At 41.8% G+C, this 19059-nt stretch carries 16 protein-coding genes; 10 read left to right on the top strand and 6 right to left on the bottom strand.

The window, feature by feature from the left end; genetic code table 11:
- Positions 1–155: 155 nt before the first annotated feature.
- The 5 genes from D8886_RS10815 (at position 156) to D8886_RS10795 (ending at position 8823) form a co-directional block, all read left to right on the top strand.
- Positions 156–2831 (top strand): SHIRT domain-containing protein, encoded by a 2676-nt coding sequence (locus D8886_RS10815; protein ID WP_125435641.1) that lies wholly within the window; start codon positions 156–158, stop codon positions 2829–2831.
- Between the two features lie 255 nt (positions 2832–3086).
- Complete coding sequence (locus tag D8886_RS10810) at positions 3087–3575, top strand: ABC transporter permease (RefSeq protein WP_125435639.1); 489 nt, start codon at positions 3087–3089, stop codon at positions 3573–3575.
- A gap of 98 nt (positions 3576–3673) precedes the next feature.
- Positions 3674–4720: a M42 family metallopeptidase gene (locus tag D8886_RS10805; RefSeq protein WP_011836873.1), complete on the top strand. Its 1047-nt coding sequence runs from the start codon at positions 3674–3676 to the stop codon at positions 4718–4720.
- A 92-nt stretch (positions 4721–4812) separates the two neighbouring features.
- Positions 4813–5928, top strand: a complete 1116-nt coding sequence (locus tag D8886_RS10800) for a glycosyltransferase (RefSeq protein ID WP_125435638.1) — start codon at positions 4813–4815, stop codon at positions 5926–5928.
- Positions 5929–5940: 12 nt separating this feature from the next.
- Entirely contained in the window at positions 5941–8823 is a 2883-nt protein-coding gene (locus tag D8886_RS10795) for a MucBP domain-containing protein (protein ID WP_125435636.1), read from the top strand.
- A gap of 44 nt (positions 8824–8867) precedes the next feature.
- Here the strand turns inward: D8886_RS10795 and D8886_RS10790 are convergent, their stop codons facing one another.
- Positions 8868–10334, bottom strand: a complete 1467-nt coding sequence (locus D8886_RS10790) for an alpha-amylase (RefSeq protein ID WP_125435634.1) — start codon at positions 10332–10334, stop codon at positions 8868–8870.
- Positions 10335–10530: 196 nt separating this feature from the next.
- On the opposite strand from D8886_RS10790, the gene D8886_RS10780 reads away from it, so the two are divergent.
- Together D8886_RS10780 and D8886_RS10775 are read left to right on the top strand one after the other, a co-directional pair.
- Positions 10531–11274: an ABC transporter ATP-binding protein gene (locus D8886_RS10780; RefSeq protein WP_125435632.1), complete on the top strand. Its 744-nt coding sequence runs from the start codon at positions 10531–10533 to the stop codon at positions 11272–11274.
- A complete protein-coding gene (locus D8886_RS10775; RefSeq protein WP_125435630.1) occupies positions 11264–12901 on the top strand; it encodes a hypothetical protein in 1638 nt (545 codons plus the stop codon). Before D8886_RS10780 ends, D8886_RS10775 begins: the two co-directional genes overlap by 11 nt.
- A 75-nt stretch (positions 12902–12976) precedes the next feature.
- Here D8886_RS10775 and D8886_RS10770 read toward each other — a convergent pair whose 3' ends face one another.
- Entirely contained in the window at positions 12977–13750 is a 774-nt protein-coding gene (locus D8886_RS10770; RefSeq protein ID WP_125435628.1) for an XRE family transcriptional regulator, read from the bottom strand.
- Positions 13751–13854: 104 nt separating this feature from the next.
- Complete coding sequence (locus tag D8886_RS10765; protein ID WP_125435626.1) at positions 13855–14697, bottom strand: DegV family protein; 843 nt, start codon at positions 14695–14697, stop codon at positions 13855–13857.
- A 134-nt stretch (positions 14698–14831) separates the two neighbouring features.
- Here D8886_RS10765 and D8886_RS10760 point away from each other — a divergent pair, with 134 nt between their 5' ends.
- Positions 14832–15407, top strand: a complete 576-nt coding sequence (locus D8886_RS10760) for a TetR/AcrR family transcriptional regulator (RefSeq protein ID WP_002895666.1) — start codon at positions 14832–14834, stop codon at positions 15405–15407.
- A gap of 10 nt (positions 15408–15417) precedes the next feature.
- On the opposite strand, the gene D8886_RS10755 is transcribed toward D8886_RS10760, so the two are convergent.
- The 3 genes from D8886_RS10755 to coaA all read right to left on the bottom strand — a co-directional run bounded on the left by D8886_RS10755 (position 15418) and on the right by coaA (position 17227).
- Positions 15418–15942: a DNA topology modulation protein gene (locus D8886_RS10755; protein ID WP_125435624.1), complete on the bottom strand. Its 525-nt coding sequence runs from the start codon at positions 15940–15942 to the stop codon at positions 15418–15420.
- A gap of 57 nt (positions 15943–15999) precedes the next feature.
- Positions 16000–16236: a 30S ribosomal protein S20 gene (gene rpsT / locus D8886_RS10750; RefSeq protein ID WP_002895661.1), complete on the bottom strand. Its 237-nt coding sequence runs from the start codon at positions 16234–16236 to the stop codon at positions 16000–16002.
- A gap of 70 nt (positions 16237–16306) precedes the next feature.
- On the bottom strand, positions 16307–17227 hold the full coding sequence (coaA, locus tag D8886_RS10745; RefSeq protein ID WP_125435622.1) for a type I pantothenate kinase: 921 nt from the start codon (positions 17225–17227) through the stop codon (positions 16307–16309).
- A gap of 94 nt (positions 17228–17321) precedes the next feature.
- Between coaA and D8886_RS10740 the strand changes: the two genes are divergently transcribed.
- Positions 17322–17909, top strand: coding sequence for a class I SAM-dependent methyltransferase (locus D8886_RS10740; protein ID WP_002895653.1), 588 nt, complete (start codon positions 17322–17324; stop codon positions 17907–17909).
- 1 nt (position 17910) lies between these two features.
- The coding region (locus D8886_RS10735) for a pyrimidine-nucleoside phosphorylase (protein ID WP_125435620.1) at positions 17911–19059 on the top strand (1149 nt) is incomplete at its 3' end.

Raw genomic sequence — 19059 nt, 5'->3', positions numbered from 1 at the left:
GTCATATTTGCTTATCATATACAAACACATTCATTTTTAGTTTGGTAATAAATCTTGATTTAGAATCGACTGAAAATGAGGGGGTAGACAGATGATGGTGTGCCTGCCAGCATTTGTCGAAATAAAATATAAAAAGAAGGAGGACCGCATTCAAGGTGAAACAAACTTATCATAAAGTGTCTCATGCTCTGATGACTTTGCTGCTTTTGGTATCAACCTTTATTCCCTTGTTAAGCTCAAGTCCTAGGGTTTCTGCTGCAGAGTTAGGTGATGGCGACTATCAACTAACTACAGACGTCACTATTAATACTAATCCTTTAAAGGATACAGGCTATGGTGAAGGTAAATTTTACATTGCACCGACCTATACATTTGCAGATAGCAAAGTATTAAATAATGGTGATACAATGGTTTATCGTGTTCCATCACAGTTCAAAATTGAGCGAACTTTGGAGGAAAACATAAGCGCACCGGATGGCACTGTTGTTGCTAAGTTGGTGACAGATCCTGTTACAAATACAGCAACCATTACTGTCACAAATGCTGAGTATTTTGCGAAAATGCCAGATACCAAGCTTATTCAATCTTCTTTCACAGTGGTTTGGGCTGATAATATGCCTTATGACCAAGAGCAAGAAGTTAATTTCCCAGGTGCTAGAACCTATAGGCTGAAGCGCATCAAGGTTGATGAGGAGCCTCAGGGTTATTCCAAGTGGGGTGTTCAGGATTCTAAGGATCCAAACTACGTCAACTGGCGTATCCGTGTCAATCGCGATGTCCAAAATCTTGGTCAAGTTGTCATTGAGGACGCCATTCCAGAAGGCCAAGAGCTGGATGAAGATTCAGGGATTACAGGTTACTACTTTACTGAGTGGGAAGGTGCTTCTGGTACACGTAAATCCTTTAACCCGAGCGATGTCGTTTCAATTACAGACTCCAATCATTTCACAGTTAATGCTGGGGATTTGAGTGGAAGAGGTATTTATGTTATCTACCGGACCCGTTTGACTGAGCCAGTAGATAAGGTAACCAAAAAAGCCTTTAACGATGTAACTGTTACGGCTAATGGGCAAAAGATGCCAGAATTAGTATCACGTCCATTTGCGCCTTTGACAACTCTTGATGGTGTCGGGGAAGGTACCCGTTCGGATGAAGTTATCTTCAAAGTCAAAAAGGAATTGACTGGCCGTAATTTGGAGGATGGTGAATTTACTTTTGATTTGCTCAATAAGGATGACAACGATAAAGTTGTTCAAACGGTAACCAATAAAGCTGGTGCTGTAACCTTCAAGAAACTTCGTTTCAAAAAAGAAGGAACCTTTAACTACGTCATTCGTGAACGAGCAAGTAATCTGCCAGGTGTGACAAACGATGCCAATTCAGACATCAATGTTACTGTTACTGTAACAGACAACAACGGCGTTAAGACAGCGGCGGTTAATTATGACCGTGAGGCTTTCACCAATACCTACAAGTTAGAGCCAGCAACTGCAGCGATTACCGCTAAGAAAGTTCTGGATGGTAAAGCACTTGAAGCTGAAAAGTATACTTTCAAACTGACTGAGGTTGGTGGAAATAACTTAGAACTTCAAGCAGCTAACGATGCCAATGGTGATATCAAGTTCCTTGGAATCAACTATGATAAAGAAGGGACTTATACTTACAAGCTGACAGAAGTAGCTGGAAATGAAGCTGGAGTGACCTACGATAGCGCAGAGCATACAGTGACTGTCACAGTGACCGCAAGCAAGGGTAAGTTGGAAGCTACCGTCGAAGGCAATAATCCAGTATTCACAAACACTTATAAAGACTACGGTGTCAGCTATGAGTTTCTCAGCTCTAACCCAGCCTATCCAAACCTGCCAAAAGAAGTAACGGATTTGCTTCCAGCAGATACTAATCGCTACACTAGTGGTACTAATGTAGACGCTAAGCAGCCTGCTAAAACAAGTGTTACAGTTACTGAAGGCACATGGACTTTCGATGGCTATGCAGAAACTAATAGCCAGACTGTAGCAGATAAAGACCTTAAATTTACTGGCAAATGGAATTTCACTCCAGCACCGAAATATAAGGTGACTTATGAATTTGTAAGTGCAGATCCGAACCGTAGCTTGCCAGCAGAGGTGACAGATTTGTTGCCAACTGATGATAATAGCTACACTAGTGGTACTAAGGTAGATGCTAAACAACCTGCTAAAACAAGTGTTACAGTTACTGAAGGTACATGGGCTTTCAAAGGTTATGATGAGTCAAGTGCTCAGACTGTTGCGGATAAGGACCTTAAATTTACTGGTAAATGGAATTTCACTCCAGCACCGAAATATAAGGCGACTTATGAATTTGTAAGCGCAGATCCGAACCGTAGCTTGCCAGCAGAAGTCACAGCATTGCTACCAAATGATGCCACTGAATATGCAGACGGTGCTACTGTTCAATCGGTTCAGCCAGCTAAGAAAACTGTTGAAGCAAGTGATGGTACTTGGAAATTCCTCAAATATGACGCAGATAGTAAAACTATTGCAGGCGCAGATGTCAAATTTACAGGCACATGGACATTTGAAGCTAGACGTCCACAAGGACCAGGTACACCGCCACCTTCTTCAGGTTCGACACCACCACCGTCATCATCTGGTGATAAACCAGGCGGTTCGACTGATGGAACCCCAGGTAATTCGTCAGATAAAGATGGAAAAGATGTTACTGGATCAGCAACTGGCAAAAAAGTTTTGCCGAAAACTGGCAGCGAAACATCTATCTTTGCGATAGTAGCAGGATTTGCTCTGATTCTTTTATCAGCTCTTGTCTATCGTTTCAAAAAAGCTAATTAATTTAGCCAAACGAATCATCTCAGCTAGCTGAGATGATTTTTTGTCTTTGTCACCATCTATTCTTGATAATGTGCTGACAGTTAAATTTATAAACTCTAAAATAAGCAGTCGTTCAAATGGATGTTTTTACGGTGGCTAATATTTGCTAAGCTTGATTTTACAGTCAATGAATACTTGAAAATAAAAGTGAATTCTTGTTTTATAAAGAAGATTTGTTATAATAAAATAATAAAAAGTTTCTTTGTTTAAAGGGAGATGTCGATGAAAAATAAGAAGTTTAGGGTGATTCCTTTTTTGCCCCTAGTTTTGTATCTACTGGTGTATCTGTACGGTTATTCGGGAATTGAGCCAGAGCCGGAGGTTGCTTATGGTTATCTTTACCTTTTTCTTTTATTAGTTCCTGTTGTCATTGCTTATTTTGTAGTTGCTGTTATGAATTTTGCAACACTGATGGGGGAAGTTACTTATTTATTCAAAGGACAGCTGCTAGGGCATCTCTATCGACTTTATTTTTCTATCTTTTTCTTTTCGATTTTGTTTTGCAGTCTTAATTATTATCAGTTGATAGCTCCATATGGCTCTCAGATGAAAATTAGTGCTGGAGAAGCTTATGATCCCCTAGCACCTTATGCCATTCCTATCTTGCTTTTTCTCTTAGGATTGTTAGGCAATCTCTTCTTCTGGGAGTTGGGAAAGAATGAAGTCCAAGAGGAGAAAGAGCAGCAGTACAGCGATAGTAATTGAGGAGTTTTTATTGCATTTAATCCTTAAAAGCCTGCTGAAAATCTATTTGCTCAGGCTTTCTTTGTGCTATAATAAAGAAAAACGATGAGGAGACATTCATGAATCAAACTGTTCAATATTTACAAGAATTAACGGCTATTCCTTCTCCAACAGGCTTTACGGCTGAGGTTGCAGACTATTTGGTACAAACGCTGGAAGGATTAGGTTATGAGCCTGTTCGGACCAATAAAGGCGGAGTTCATGTTGTGGTTAAGGGGGAAAATGACGCCCAGCATCGGATAGTGACTGCCCATGTGGATACACTGGGGGCTATTGTTCGGGCTATTAAGTCTGACGGTCGTCTCAAGCTGGATCGGATTGGCGGTTTCCCTTGGAACATGATTGAAGGAGAAAACTGTCTAGTCCATGTGGCCAGCAGTGGCAAGACCGTCAATGGGACTATCTTAGTTCACCAAACTTCCTGTCATGTCTATAAGGATGCTGGGACTGTTGAACGTACCCAGGACAATATGGAAGTCCGTTTGGATGAAAAGGTGACGAGTGAGAAAGAAACGCGGGATTTAGGAATCGAAGTCGGAGATTTTATTTCCTTTGATCCGCGTACCACTGTTACCGAGTCAGGCTTTATCAAGTCACGCTTTCTAGATGATAAGGTCAGTGCTGCTATTTTGCTCAATCTTTTGCGCGTTTATAAAGAGGAAAATATTCAGCTGCCAGTGACGACGCATTTTGCTTTCAGTGTCTTTGAAGAGGTTGGTCATGGGGCTAATTCTAGTCTGCCGGCGCAAGCGGTAGAGTATTTGGCGGTTGATATGGGGGCAATGGGTGACGATCAGCAGACGGATGAGTATACGGTTTCCATCTGTGTCAAGGATGCATCAGGACCTTATCACTATGGCTTCCGCCAGCATTTGGTAAATTTAGCCAAGGAGCAGGACATTCCTTATAAACTGGACATCTATCCATTTTACGGATCAGACGCCTCTGCAGCCATGAGTGCAGGAGCAGAAGTCAAGCATGCCCTGCTAGGAGCTGGCATCGAATCCAGCCACTCTTATGAGCGAACTCATATCGATTCAGTCGTTGCGACAGAGCGTATGGTGGATGCTTATCTTAGAAATGGACTAGTCGGACAAGGCGTCTAATAATGTCCAAAAATATTGCTTAAATTATTGGTATAATTCTTAAAAATGTGCTATGTTCGTATATAGAATTACTTTAGGTTAAAAGGGAGAAAATGAAAGTAGTTTGTGTGGATGCTTGTATCCGTTCTAGGGCGTTTGGGATTGACATTGCCCTCCGCAATCGATTTGAACTTTTTGAAGAAATGAAAGTGCCTTATGAATTGTGGGTTTCTGAAGCGGATACAGATATATATGCTAATGCCTCTTCTAGGCAGATTGTGTTGGACAGTTATGAAGCCTTGGGAATTGATAGGAGTAAAGTCCGTTTTCTGGGCTTAGAATTAGCTGGTAGGAGCCTGCAGGAGTTTGCTGAGGAGGAGCTTGAGCCAGAAGACTGGCTGATAATAGAGCGTTTGGATATTCCAGAAAGTATTCTCTTGAGACGTGGACAAGATTTTCATGTAGCGCGCGTCCTTCATCAGGATCACATGATTGCCCTCGGGCAAGAGTTGGATAAAGAGGTGATGGGCTGGCTGGATCAGGATGTTTTAGATTGTTTGATATTGGTTGGGGAAGGCCAAGATGCTTATCTGCCTCAAGAGATGAGGGAAAAGACGCTCTTTATTCCAACCACCTATGCAAATCAAGTGGTCCAAGATCCAAGAGAGAGAGGCTTTGATCCAAAGGATATTCGCTTGGTGACAGTCAGTCGTTTGTCTGAGGAGAAAAACGTTTTGTTATTGCTGAAAATTATGGCTTTGTTGAAATTTAAAGGCCATAGGCAGTTTACTCTTGATATCTATGGAGATGGTCCTGACATGGCCATGCTGCAAGATGTCGTTAATCTCAATGATTTGGAAGATATGGTTCATTTTAAGGGCTATCAGTCTCAGGTGCCTTATCATGCTTATGATGCCTATATTAGCACCTCCTTAACGGAAGCCTTTGCGACATCACTCTATGAGGCTTTGGTCAATGGCTTACCTCTGATAGGTCTGGATGTACGTTATGCCAATCAGGCTTATATTAAGCATGGAGAGAATGGCTGGCTGATACCGCAAAATGATGCTAATCAATATATTGCTCATCTAGAGCAATTTAGTCAATTTGGAGAAAAAGAATGGGGGGAATTTTCGGCAAGATCCAAAGAACTTGCCAATCGCTATCACAAAGAATTACTAGTCAATCTATGGGAAAAAGTTTTTAAAATGTCAAAAATAGGAGATTAAAAGGAGAATAAGATGAAAAAGACTTTAGGGAAAAAAGTAGAAATCGGAATGAAATTAGTCCCAATTCCTCTGTCCTTGCTGCTTGCTGGGACCATGGCAGTTGCTGTGCAGGCTGAGGAAGTAGCTAGTGAAACAGAGGGGAATCAAGTCCAAAATAATCAGGTGACACCTACTGTCAATCAAGAATTGCCAAATGATGGGACAATCAAAAATACACCAGCAGAAGATGCTTCCGGTCTGACCATCTCAGAAGAAGGAGAGAAGGGGGCAGCCCAAGTCACGCCTGAAATCAAACAGCTAGCTCAGGAATTTTATGACTATCATACCAAGGGAGAGAGAGATGAAATAACTAAGGCTGCAACCATGACATCTGTCATGCCAGAGATACAGTCGGTGGAGCAAATAGAAGAAGCAGCTAAAAAGTATGATCATGCTTATGCGATCCGTAAGATGGATGGTGTCTTTAAATACATTAACTTAAAGGAAGTTGAAAATTTAAATCTAGTCAAAGATGAGGATTTTAGACAAGTTCCATCAAAAAGAGTATCTAGTTGGGATTCATTTATTCAAAATAATACAGCCCTCTTCTTTTTAAATAAATGGGAGTCTATATTCAATCCAAATCCAAGTCCAGAAGAAGTAGCTAAACTACCAAAAGCCATTATTCCGCGTTCTAAGTTGGATTTGACTCTAGATGATACGATTCCTAATCGCAAATTTTTACAAATGTCTTTTTGGAGAACTTGGATGGAAAGGTTTGATGAGAAGTTTTCCAAAGAGTATTTGCCTAATTTAGATTTTAGAGTATTATCTATGAAGGAAATTAAGCAGATTCTTTTTGAAAATCCGGATATGTTTCGAATTGACGCAAAATCTGAATCTTTTCTCCATAAACTTAATCCTTTTTTTCAAAAGATTTTGATTAATGGAAAGGAAGTCAAATATTATGATAGCTATTACGATAGAGAGATTAATGTTGCCTTACTAGATCCGCGTACTAATCCGGAAGGAAGAAATTTTCGTTATGAGAATTTTGACTACAATAGTACATTTCCAATAAACTTAGGTGACTATGCGAATAATCATTTAAATAGTGAATCTAGTGAAATTATATCTCAAATATTTAAAGAGAATAGAGAAGGGTTGGTATATATTGATTGGTTGGGCAATAATCCATCTCTCGTGAAGCCTTGGTTTGGTGAAAATAATATTAAAACCTTTAATTATAGATTATATCTATTGAAACCAAATGATAAGACTCGTTACTATATTGATAGGGATTATACAATAGAGATCGCAGGAGTTCCTCATATGGTTGAGACGTCAGATGGAGGACTAAAAATAGTAAATGAGTCTTTTAATACTATAGGTTATACAAGATCTGGCTATATAATTGACCAACGTGAGCTAGATAAACTTTTCAGAACTGTCAAAACGGATGGCTTCGTCTTTAAACTTTCCGATGTTAAGAAAGTCAGGGAGGGAGAGAACGGACTGGGAAAGGTTTTTGTCCGCTACCAAGACGAGCAGGGCAATGTCATTGCCAACCCTATTACGGATGAGCAACCGGATAAGACTAGATACACAGTCAGCCCTAAACCTCTTATTTCCTATAAAAATCAGCTCTATACTTATAAATCTCGTCTAGCAAATACTTATGATGAGTCTGGAGAGTATGAGGCAGGAGTGACTAAAGAAATCGTTTATGAGTATAAGCGCAATCAGTTCCAGCTTCCAAGTGATGCTCCAAGCGAAGAACGGCCAGTATTGGAAATGACTCGCTTTGTAGATGAATCAGGTCAAGAATTATCAGCTCCCGAGCGAGGTTTAGTAGCTTCTAAGAGTATCGCTGGCTATGACTATCAGTCCAGCAGTGACGCGGACGGCATTCGTACGCATGTCTATCGCGCAAGTGTGCATGAAGTTCCGTCAGACGCTCCAAGTGAAGACAAGCCCGTCATGGAAATGACTCGTTTTGTAGATGAAACAGGTCAAGAGCTATCAGCCCCTGAGCAAGGTTTGGTGCCATCTAAGAGTATCGCTGGCTATGACTATCAGTCCAGCAGTGACGAGGACGGTATTCGCACGCATGTTTATCGTGCCAGCGTGCATGAAGTTCCGTCAGACGCTCCAAGTGAAGAGCGTCCAGTCATGGAAATGACTCGTTTTGTCGATGAAACAGGTCAAGAATTATCAGATCCTGAACGTGGTTTGGTGGCGTCTAAGAGTATCGCTGGTTATGACTACCAATCCAGCAGTGACGAGGATGGTATTCGCACGCATGTCTATCGTACCAGCGTGCATGAAGTGCCGACAGACGCTCCAATCGAAGAGCGCCCAGTCATGGAAATGACTCGCTTTGTAGATGGAACAGGTCAAGAGTTATCAGCTCCTGAGCAAGGTTTGGTGGCGTCTAAGAGTATCGCCGGCTATGACTTCCAGTCCAGCACCGATGAAGATGGTGTTCGCACTCATGTTTACCGAGCAAGTGTTCATGAATTACCGACAGACGCTCCGATTGTGGACAAGCCGGCTATTGGAATCACTCGTTTCCTAGATGTAGATGGACGTCCATTGGCAGCGGCAGAATTTGGTTTGCTTGATGCAAAGGCTATTGAGGAGTATGGATTCGTTTCTGTATCAGATGCCAATGGCGTTCGCACTTATATTTACAAGCCAAAAACGCAAACTCAAACACCTTTGGGAACAGAAACTTCTGCTCAGAAGAGTCCTGCAAGGCTTGAAAACTCTGAGATTAGTCCGGTTCTATCTCGAGTGTCGAAACACACATTACCAAATACAGGTAGTGCACCTTCATCATTCTTGGGAGCTGCAGTCATTAGCCTTTTGGCTTCCTTTGGCTTACTACATTCCAAGAAAGAACGAAAAAAATAAGGCCATCTGGTCTTATTTTTTTATTTCCATATTTTTGCTGTGACTTATCTAACACTCCAGACACTAACTGATTTTTCCTCTACAGGAAATTCTCCCCAGCCTTGGTCGTCAATCGTTACGATTTGATAGCTGTTGCCTAGATAGTCACTGAATTCTCTGCCAGCCCATTCTGGACCGACAAGCATGGATTTGCTTGTTGCTTGGTCATTACTGATAAGGACAGCGATTGGCTGACCATCGTCCATACCTTGGCGAGTCCAGCCAATACAGTTGGCATCGTCAAAGTAGTCGGTCTGCTCACCATAGGCAAGATTGAGGCGGATGTCTAGGAGTTTATCCAGTAGCTCTTGAAAGCTCTCTTGGGCAAATTCTCCGCTAATGCCATAGTAGTCTCCATAAAAGACACATGGCAATCCAGCCTCTCGCAAAAGTATAAGGGCATAGGCCGCTGGCTTGAACCATTCTTCGACGGTAGACTCTAAAGCCTGACCTCTCTGAGTATCGTGATTATCTACAAAGGTCACAGCTGATTCGGGGTGATTTTTTGCAAGTGTCTGGTCAAAAATAGTTCGCAGGTCATAGTCGGCTCCAGATTTGCTGGCATCAAATAAATTATGATGAAGTTTAACATCGACTAGGTCAAAGCGGTAGTTAATATTTTCTAGATAATCGTTATTGGCCTTCTCATCGCTATTCCAAAATTCCCCAAAGACATAGAAATCTTCACCGTATTTTTCAGTAATATCGCGGATGAAATTCTTCATAAAGAATGAATCAATGTGTTTAACAGCATCTAAGCGAAAGCCATGAACACCAGTGCTTTCAATAAACCAATGAGCCCAGTCGTAGAGATTCTGGATGACTTCGGGGTGCTTGAAATCAATATCCGCATACATGAGATAGTCGTAGTTACCATTCTCATTGTCTACTAGCTCATCATCTGCCCAACCTTTATTGTCGCCTTGGATGAGAAAAATGCCTGACTTGTTGTTTTTGGCATCATAGTCAGTGCCGGTGAAGTGGTACCAGTGCCATTCGAAGTCATTATAGGCTTTTTTGCGGCCTGGGAAGACAAACTTAGTCCAGCCTTTGATTTCGAAAGGTTCTGACAAGACCTTTGTGCGGTCATTTGGATCAACTTCAACGACAGTAAAACGCTCTTTGTAGTCAGCTGCGGCCTTGTGATTGAGGACCACATCAGCAATAGCTTCGATACCGTTCTGGCTAAGTGCTTCAATCGCTCGGAGGTATTCTTCTTTCAATCCATACTTTGTGCGGACGGTCCCTTTTTGATCAAATTCGCCCAAATCAAAAAGGTCGTATACACCATAGCCGANGTCATTAGATCCTGTTCCTTTGAAAGCTGGCGGCATCCAAACTTTGCGAATTCCTTTCGCTGCTAAGTTTGGTGCGTCTTCCGCTAAGCGATTCCAATGCTGACCATCATCTGGCAGATACCATTCAAAATACTGCATTAAGGTTTGGTTTTCCATATAAATTTTCCTCTTCATTCTCACTGATTGGCTTTATTGTACCAAAAGAAGCAGAAAGGCGCAATCGTTTGCGTTTTTTAGCTCTCATAGATATTTAACTCTTTTATAATTTGAAAAATCTTTTTAAAATTGAAAATGAAACATTTTTAGCTGAGACAAAAAGCCTCAAAAAGAGTATACTAATCTGTATAGAAAGTGGTAAAGGAGCTCTCTTATGATTGAATTTAAAGATGTCACTAAAGTTTATGAAGGAACGGTAGCTCTCAATCAGCTGAATCTGACCTTGCAAAGCGGAGAAATCGTCGGTCTGATTGGTCACAATGGCGCCGGAAAATCTACTACCATTAAGTCATTGGTCAGCGTCATCAATCCTAGCAGTGGTCAGATTTTCGTGGATGGGAAAGAATTATCCGCTAATCGCTTGGAAATCAAGAAAAAAATTGGCTATGTAGCTGATTCACCTGATCTATTTTTGCGCCTAACTGCTAATGAGTTCTGGGAGCTGGTAGCGACTTCTTACGATATGACGAATGCTGAAGTCGAAGAGCGGTTGGGAAATCTGCTACATATTTTTGACTTTGGTTCTCATCGATATGAGGTTATTGATTCATTCTCTCACGGGATGAGACAAAAAGTCTTTGTCATAGCGGCACTTTTGTCTGATCCGGATATTTGGGTACTGGATGAGCCGTTGACCGGTCTTGATCCTCAGGCAGCTTTTGACCTCAAGCAGATGATGCGCCAGCATGCAGATAAAGGAAATACAGTTCTCTTTTCAACCCATGTCTTGGAAGTTGCAGAGCAGCTCTGTGATAAGGTAGCCATTCTCAAAAAAGGGAAATTGATTTTCTACGGAACGATTGAAGAACTAAAAGGCCAACATCCAGAACAGTCTCTTGAAACCATTTATCTTAGTCTGGCAGGCCGTAGAGAAGAGGTGAGTCCTGATGCGCATTAAAGCTATAAAAAAACTCGTTGATATCAACATCCTCTACGCTATTCAGCCGTCTCAGCTGCAGCAGTACCGCAAGATGCAAGCTAAGAATCCTGAGCGCAAGGTCAATGTATCGCTGAAGGCTATCCGCATGTATCTGATCTTAGGACTGGTCTATCTCATTCTTTTCGGTTTTATGGGCTCCCTGAACCAACTGGTTGGCAATCCAGGTCTCTTTGCCAATTTGGTTTCTGCTTTTGCTCTCTTTTCTATGTCTCAGGGCTTTCTGGTTTTTTACAATGTCTTTTATGAAAGCAAGGACTTGCAGTCTTATCGCCCCTACGTTTTTAGTGAAGCAGAAATCATCGTCGGCAAAAGCATTTCGGTTATTCTGACCTTGCTGATTGCCATTTTGCCTATGTTCAGTTATTTCTTGGTTTTGGCTTTTCAAGGTGGCAATCCTTTCTTTGGGCTTCCCTTGGCTCTGCTTGCCATTCTGATTTTAAGTTCAGTTATCACCTTTCTGATTTTGATTGCCGTCCACTTTATTACCAAGACAGCCTTTTTCAGAAAGTACAAGACCATCTTGTCCAATGTCATTCTGGCTCTTGTTTCCGTCGGATCCTTTTTCCTCTATTTTATGATTAATCAAATGAACAGCAGAAGCGTTGTAAATCGTACAGAGGTTAAAGCCTTCTTCCCGCCAGTTCAAGCCTTTTATGATTTTATTCTTCATCCTTTTCATACAGCGTCCTTGCTGGGATTTTTGGGATGGGTGGCAGTTGCGGCTCTTCTATTTTTCATCGTAAAGACCAAGGTGATTCCAGAATTTTATGAGGCAGCTCTCATGACGGGCTCTTCAGTAGGAAAGCGGGAGCGCGTGCATGACATCAATATTGCGGAAGCAAAAAATCTCAAAAAGTTTGTCTGGCGCTACAATATCAGGCTCTTGAGCGAGGGTTCTGTCATTATGCAGGCCATCTTTATGTCGGCCTTTCTCCCTTACATTGTCATTTTCAGTATGGGAATGGGGATGATACAAGGAGGCCTGTCTTTGACTTCTTATCTGGGACCGCGCTTCCTCTTGCCAATGATGGCCCTGGCTGTTTTGATTGCAACACTAAACTCAGGTGGCAGCAACCTTACGGCTATTGGGATTTCTCTGGAAAGGGAAAATTTTGATTATCTCAAGGTTCTCCCCTTTGATTTGAAGCAATATATTCATCTGAAGTTTTGGCAACTCTTTGCCGTCCAGTCTATCCTGCCTTTGACCTTGCTTTTGATAACCAGCCTTGTTTCCGGTATGCATCCATTGACTTTCTTGGGCATGGTGATTGTTTGGGCCTTGATTAGTCTAATGTGGAGTTCTTGGGGTTACTACCGAGACTACAAGCATCTGGTGACTAATTGGTCCAATGTCACAGAATTGATGAGCCGAGATAATAATATGGTGAAAACTCTCTTAGCCATCGCTCTGATTTTAGGAATGGTGATTGTCATTACTCTTCTCTTCTTTATATCCAATGCTCTTGCGCCTCTGGTAATTTATGTGATAGTCGCTCTAGTTTTAGCAGGCTTAGCTGTGTTGTCTTACATAGTCCACAAACGCTACATGAAAAAGCTGAATGAAGAGCTAGTAGTATTTTATTAAACAAGCATCAGGAAGTCGAAAGACTTTCTGATTTTTTGACTGTAAAAATAACAGCTCTGCACATTCGCAGAGCTGTTATTTGTTTTTCTTTATTTTTTCTACATCCAGTGGCATGAAAGTCGCCATAACTCGGCCGATGAGTTTAGGTTCTTCCTCATGCGGAATAAACTTGTCACTATATTTTTTATTAAGAGAAATCAGACGGATACCAGATGGATCGTTGAAGACCCTTTTTATAATGGTTTGACCGTCATAGTCAATAGCATAGATAGCACCGGCAAGCTCGAAATGGGTCTGCTTGATTAGGGCTACGGAATCTCTCGGATACTTGGGTTCCAGCGAGTCAGTTCGTACCCAAAGGGCAATATCGTAGTCGATTTCTCTATCTAGCCAGACTAAATCAGCTTGTTCAGGTTTATGCTGAGAGAGGTAGTAGTTTTCATGGACCAAGTAGGGGAAGTAATCTTCTTGTAAGCTAGCTTCTGTTTCTTGCTCAGTCAGGCTAGCTTCCAGTAGCTTTAATCCTTTCCCCTGTCTGTCTTGATCAAGTTGTTGATAAATACGATTTAAATCGGGGAATTGCTGAGGGATGTCTGCAATTAGTCGGTAACGAGGGTCAATTTCTTCAACCTCTACCTCAAAAAATCTTGCAATCTTTTCTAGATTGGCCGCGATAGGCAGAGATGTCCCTTTGATATAGCCAGTCAGTGTACTAGCAGGAATGCCTGTTTCACGAGATAGCTCGACTTGTTTTTTACCTGTTTCCTTGAGAAGTTCTTTGAGTTTTTTAGAAATGAGAAGACTTGCTTCCTTATCTTGGGGGCTTGCGGCGCCTCTTCCTCTGGCCATAATATCAACTCCTTTACTTGTTTCAATTATAGCGAATTAAATCGAAAAAGTAAAGGATTAGGTCAATTATCTTAGCCTAATCCTTTACTTTTTTAGATACTGTATTAAATTTCGTAGCCCATTAAGATTCCGCCTTCCTCAGCGTAGAAGCTACAGAGTCCTGAAGTCGGCACCATTTCGACTTGAGCTTGGGGATACTTTTCTTGTACCAGTTGGGTAAATTGCTGGCAGAACTTCTCGTTATTGCGGTGAGCGATGATGAGTCGACCGCCCTTGTAACCGGCTTTAAGTAGCTCTTCGATTGCAGAAGCAAGAGCTTTTTTCGGACCGCGTGCCTTTTGCAGAAGCTCTAGCGTGCCAGTCTGGCTAGCTTCACCGACCATACGGATATTGAGCAAGCCGACAACGGTTCCCAGAAGTTTGCTAAGCCGGCCGTTTTTGACCAAGTTATCTACCTTTGCCAGAACGAAGAGAAGCTTAGTTTTCTCTTGATAGCGACTAATGACTTCAACAACTTCATCAAAGCTGAGATCTTGCCGGATGAGTTCATTGAGTTTAGTCACAAGTAAGTCCACCTCGCCGCCAGCAGAAAGACTATCAATGACATGAATCTGGGTATCAGGATGTTCTTCCAAAAAGATTCTCTTAGCAACCTGTGCACTATTATTGCTACCAGATAGAGTGCCGGTGATAGTCACCACAAAGATCTTGTCGGCTCCCTCAAAACTTTTGAGATAGTCATCCGGACTAGGGCAGGCAGACTTAGAAGCAGCAGAAGAAGCATACATCTTCTCCATCATTAGATCAATATCAAGCTGCTTATCATCTATAAAAATCTCATTTTCCACTTGAATGGTCAAGGGAACACTTTCAAACTGGGTGTCTTTAGCCAAGTTTGCCATTTCACGAAAGTCACAGCCAGAGTCAGCTATAATTTTCCAAGTCATATTTTTCTCCTTTTTTGTCAAGTATGTACAATAAAAAAATTGACAAAAAACCTGTCTTTTTTTAAAATTATAACATGAAGGATGCTTACTAGAAAGCGGAAACTGTCAGCTGAGACAAGAGGGAAGAAATTGTTATGTCGGAAAAGAAAATATCGGAAAAATCACTCGCGAATTTAAAGAAATACAATCAGGAATCCAATCAAATCACGAGAGAGTCTCTGGAAATTTCTCTCATGCAGCTGTTGGAGAAGAAAGAACTCAAAAAAATCACTATTTCAGAGCTGGTTGAGCGAGCTGGAGTTTCCCGCGCTGCCTTTTACCGCAACTACAGCTCTAAGGAGCAGATTTTGGAAGAAATTTTCAAAAACACTGTTCAAGGTATTACGGATAAATTGGAAGAGTTTAACTTTAAAACTGAGATGTATCAGATTTGGCTTTTTCTTTTTAAGGAAGCCAAGAAAGAAGCTCGAGTTATCAGTCTAGCCATTGACTATAATTTTGAAAAGCTGCTGACTCAGGCCGTATTTGACTTTTTGGAAAAGCGCAATCGCAATGCTAAGAAAACGACTAATTCTTACATGAATTCCTTCTGGAGTTCGGCAGTTGTTTCCGTTCTTTCCAAGTGGATTAAGGACGGGATGAAGGTTCCAGCTGAAAAAATAGCTTCTCTAGGCCTGCCTCTTTTCCCACAGAAAAAGAAAATTAAATAAAACAAGTGAGTCACAATGGCTCACTTGTTTTTAGCTTCTGTAAGAAGCTAGTCAGTTCTTTTTGGTTCCTTAATTCGTAGAATTTCTGAGGAAAGGTTTGACGGATTCTCTTATATCTTGCCAGTGCTGTTTGACGCCGTCCTTTCCAAAGAACCCAGCAGATAAACTCCCAGTCAAACTTTTCGGGGCAGCCGGGAGCCACGCTTTCTCTGGTCCGGTTACGGTATTTTAGATAGCGTTTGAAAGCTCGATAGAGGCAGTTCCAGCGAGAGAAGTTCAGAAAAATGATTTGGTCGCTTTCTGCCATCCGACGTTCATAAAAACACCAAGAGTAGTTGCCGTCAATAATCCAGTCGGTATTTTTTGACAAAAAATCATCCATCTGTTCACTCATCCAATCACGGTCGCTATCCTTCCAGCCAGGTTGGAACTGCAATCTATCCATGTGAAGTTTGGGAATGGAGTAGTGGTTGGACAGTTGTGCTGCTAGAGTGGATTTGCCAGAGCCGGAATAACCGATAATTGCTATTTTCATCCTTTTCTCCTTTGTGTGAGAAACAAAAAAAGCTCCTGAGAGCTCCCTTTGTATGCATTATTTAGCAAGTTTAGCTGAAAGGCGTGCTTTATCGCGGCTTGCTTTGTTTTTGTGGATCAAACCTTTTGTTTCTGCTTTATCAATAGCTGAGCTAGCAGCACGGAAAAGTTCTTCAGATGGGTTTGCTTCAAATGCTTTGATTGCAGTACGCATAGCTGACTTTTGAGCTGAGTTTTTTTCGTTATGTTTCACGTTCAATTCAGCGCGTTTGATAGCTGATTTAATGTTTGCCAAGTTGTTTCACCTCCATTGAAAATACTAACTATCTAATTATATATGAAAAGTTAGGATTTGACAAGCTTTTTTATTTTTTTAAGTAAATTTCATCAATTTCATGATTTTCGGCTTTGTGCAGGATAATTTCTGCTCGATTGCGGGTTGGCTCAATGTAGTCTAGTAGGTTGACAAGGTTAATGCTTTTCCAGACATTATGGGCGAAAGTTACTACTTCCTCTTCTGATTGCATGGTGAAGCGGTGGTAGTAGTTTTTGGGGTCGTTTTCAGCCAGCGTCAGCATTTTTTTAAAGCGATCCAGATACCAGTTTTCAATATTTTCGACTTCTGCATCGACATAGATTGAAAAGTCAAAAAAGTCTGTCATATAGAGGCGTTCGTTCTGAGGATTCTGGAAAACATTGATGCCTTCGACAATAACAAAGTCAGCAGCTTTTACCTCTTGCATTTCCTGAGGGACGATATCATAAGTTTCATGCGAGTAGACTGGAATTTGGAACTCCTGACCGTTTTTTATGCTGTCCAGAAAGGAAAGAAGCAGCTCCATATTATAGCTTTCTGGGAAACCCTTGCGGTTTAAAATGCCATGATCTTCCAAGGTTTTATTCGGAAATAAAAAACCATCTGTGGTAACTAGCTCGACTGTTGCATTTGAAAAAGTCCGAGAAAGCAGAATCTGCAGCAAACGGCTAGTAGTGGATTTCCCAACGGCCACACTACCAGAAACTCCGATAATAAAAGATTGTTTTCGGCTTTCCTTTTGTAGAAAAATCCCCTTGGAAAAAGCCAAGTCTTCCTTGGAACGTTTATAAATCTGAATGAGATTGGTCAAGGGTAAATAAATGTCCGTCACGTCCTGCAGGCTGATCTTATCATTGAAACTCTTGATGGAGTTAAGTTCCGCCTGAGTCAGAGGCGGAGTTGTTTTACGGTGCAGGTTTTGCCAAGTATGGCGGCTGATTTTTTCAAAGTGAAGAAATTCGTTAGTCATAAGTTACTCCTATATGATGGACTTTAGTATAACATACTTTTTGGAGAAATGAAAACGATTTACAAATCTAGGAAAATTATGATAAAATGGTTGTATGACTAAAATGTATTTTGCAGAAAATCCTGATGCCAAACATGATATTCATGAATTAAATGTGGAACTGTTAGGACAGCGGCTGACTTTTTTGACAGATGCTGGTGTCTTCAGTAAAAAGATGATTGATTATGGCAGTCGGGTCCTTTTGTCTGTCTTGGACTTTGAAGCTGGAGAACGGGTCTTGGATGTTGGCTGCGGCTATGGGCCACTAGGTTTGACTTTAGCCAAAGCGTACGGAGTGGCTGCGACCATGGTAGATATTAACCAGCGGGCCTTGGACTTAGCTCAGAAGAATGCTGAGAGGAATCAGGTATCTGCTCATATCTTCCAGTCAAATGTTTATGAAAAGGTCAGTGGCATTTTCGACCATATTATCAGTAATCCGCCTATCCGTGCTGGTAAGCAGGTTGTACATGAGGTTATCAGCGGAAGCTATGAGCATTTGACAGAAGGCGGTGATTTGACCCTTGTGATTCAGAAGAAGCAAGGAGCGCCCAGTGCCAAGTCGAAGATGGAAGCTATCTTCGGTAATTGTGAGATTGTTAAGAAGGACAAAGGCTACTATATACTAAGGAGCGAAAAATAGGATGCGTGCTGTAGATATTATCCAAAAGAAGAGAGACGGTCTGGAACTAACCAGTCAGGAAATTCAGTGGCTGATTGAGGGTTATGTGGACGGGACGGTGCCCGACTATCAGATGGCAGCCTTTGCAATGGCTGTCTATTTTAAGGGAATGACAACTCGGGAAATTTCGGATTTAACCATGACCATGGTTGGAACTGGAGAGCAGTTTGACTTGTCAGAAATCACGGGAATAAAAGTAGATAAACATTCTACTGGCGGTGTTGGTGATAAAGTGACTCTGGTCTTGGTACCTTTGGTAGCTAGCTTCGGTGTTCCAGTTGCTAAAATGAGCGGCCGCGGGTTGGGCCATACTGGAGGAACCATTGATAAATTGGAATCCATTAAAGGATTTCAGGTAGAGCGCAGTCAGAAAGACTTTATCAAGCAGGTGCAAGAANTTGGCTTGTCCGTTATCGGTCAGTCTGATCAGTTGGTGCTAGCGGATAAGTTACTCTATGCCTTGCGAGATGTAACAGCAACTGTTGATACGATTCCNCTTATAGCCAGCTCTGTCATGAGTAAGAAGATTGCTGCTGGTGCTGATAGCATCCTTCTGGATGTAACGGTCGGTGAAGGCGCCTTTATGAAAAATATAGGTGATGCTCGAGTGTTAGCACGCACGATGGTGGATTTGGGCAAGGCTGTTGGCAGAAAGACAGTAGCCGTTCTGACAGATATGAGTCAGCCTTTGGGAACTAGTATCGGCAATCGTCTGGAAATTTTGGAAGCCTTGGATATTTTGCAGGGCAAGGGCCGTGAGGATATCACAACTTTTATTTGTGAGTTGGCTCAGATTATGCTCGGACTGGCAGATGTTAAGAAAACGGTGGAAGAAGTGAGAGGACAGCTGACCAACGGTGCTGCCTTGAAGCAATTTGAAGCTATGGTTGCAGCCCAGGGTGGTGAATTGGAAGACCTCTATCGTCCATCCAGAGCAGCTCATGTTTTAGAAGTAAGGGCTGAACAGGCAGGTTATATCACTGAACTGCCTGCCATGGAATTCGGACTCTTTGCCATGAGACTAGGAGCAGGACGGGCAGTCAAATCTGACGACTTGGATTATGAAACAGGAATTGTTTTTGAAAAGAAGGTCGGAGACAAGGTCGAAATT

The sequence above is a fragment of the Streptococcus sanguinis genome (assembly GCF_003943655.1).
Taxonomy (GTDB): Bacteria; Bacillota; Bacilli; order Lactobacillales; family Streptococcaceae; genus Streptococcus; species Streptococcus sanguinis_F.
Note: the sequence above shows the minus strand (reverse complement) of the source record. Positions and strands in the feature narration are given on the sequence as shown.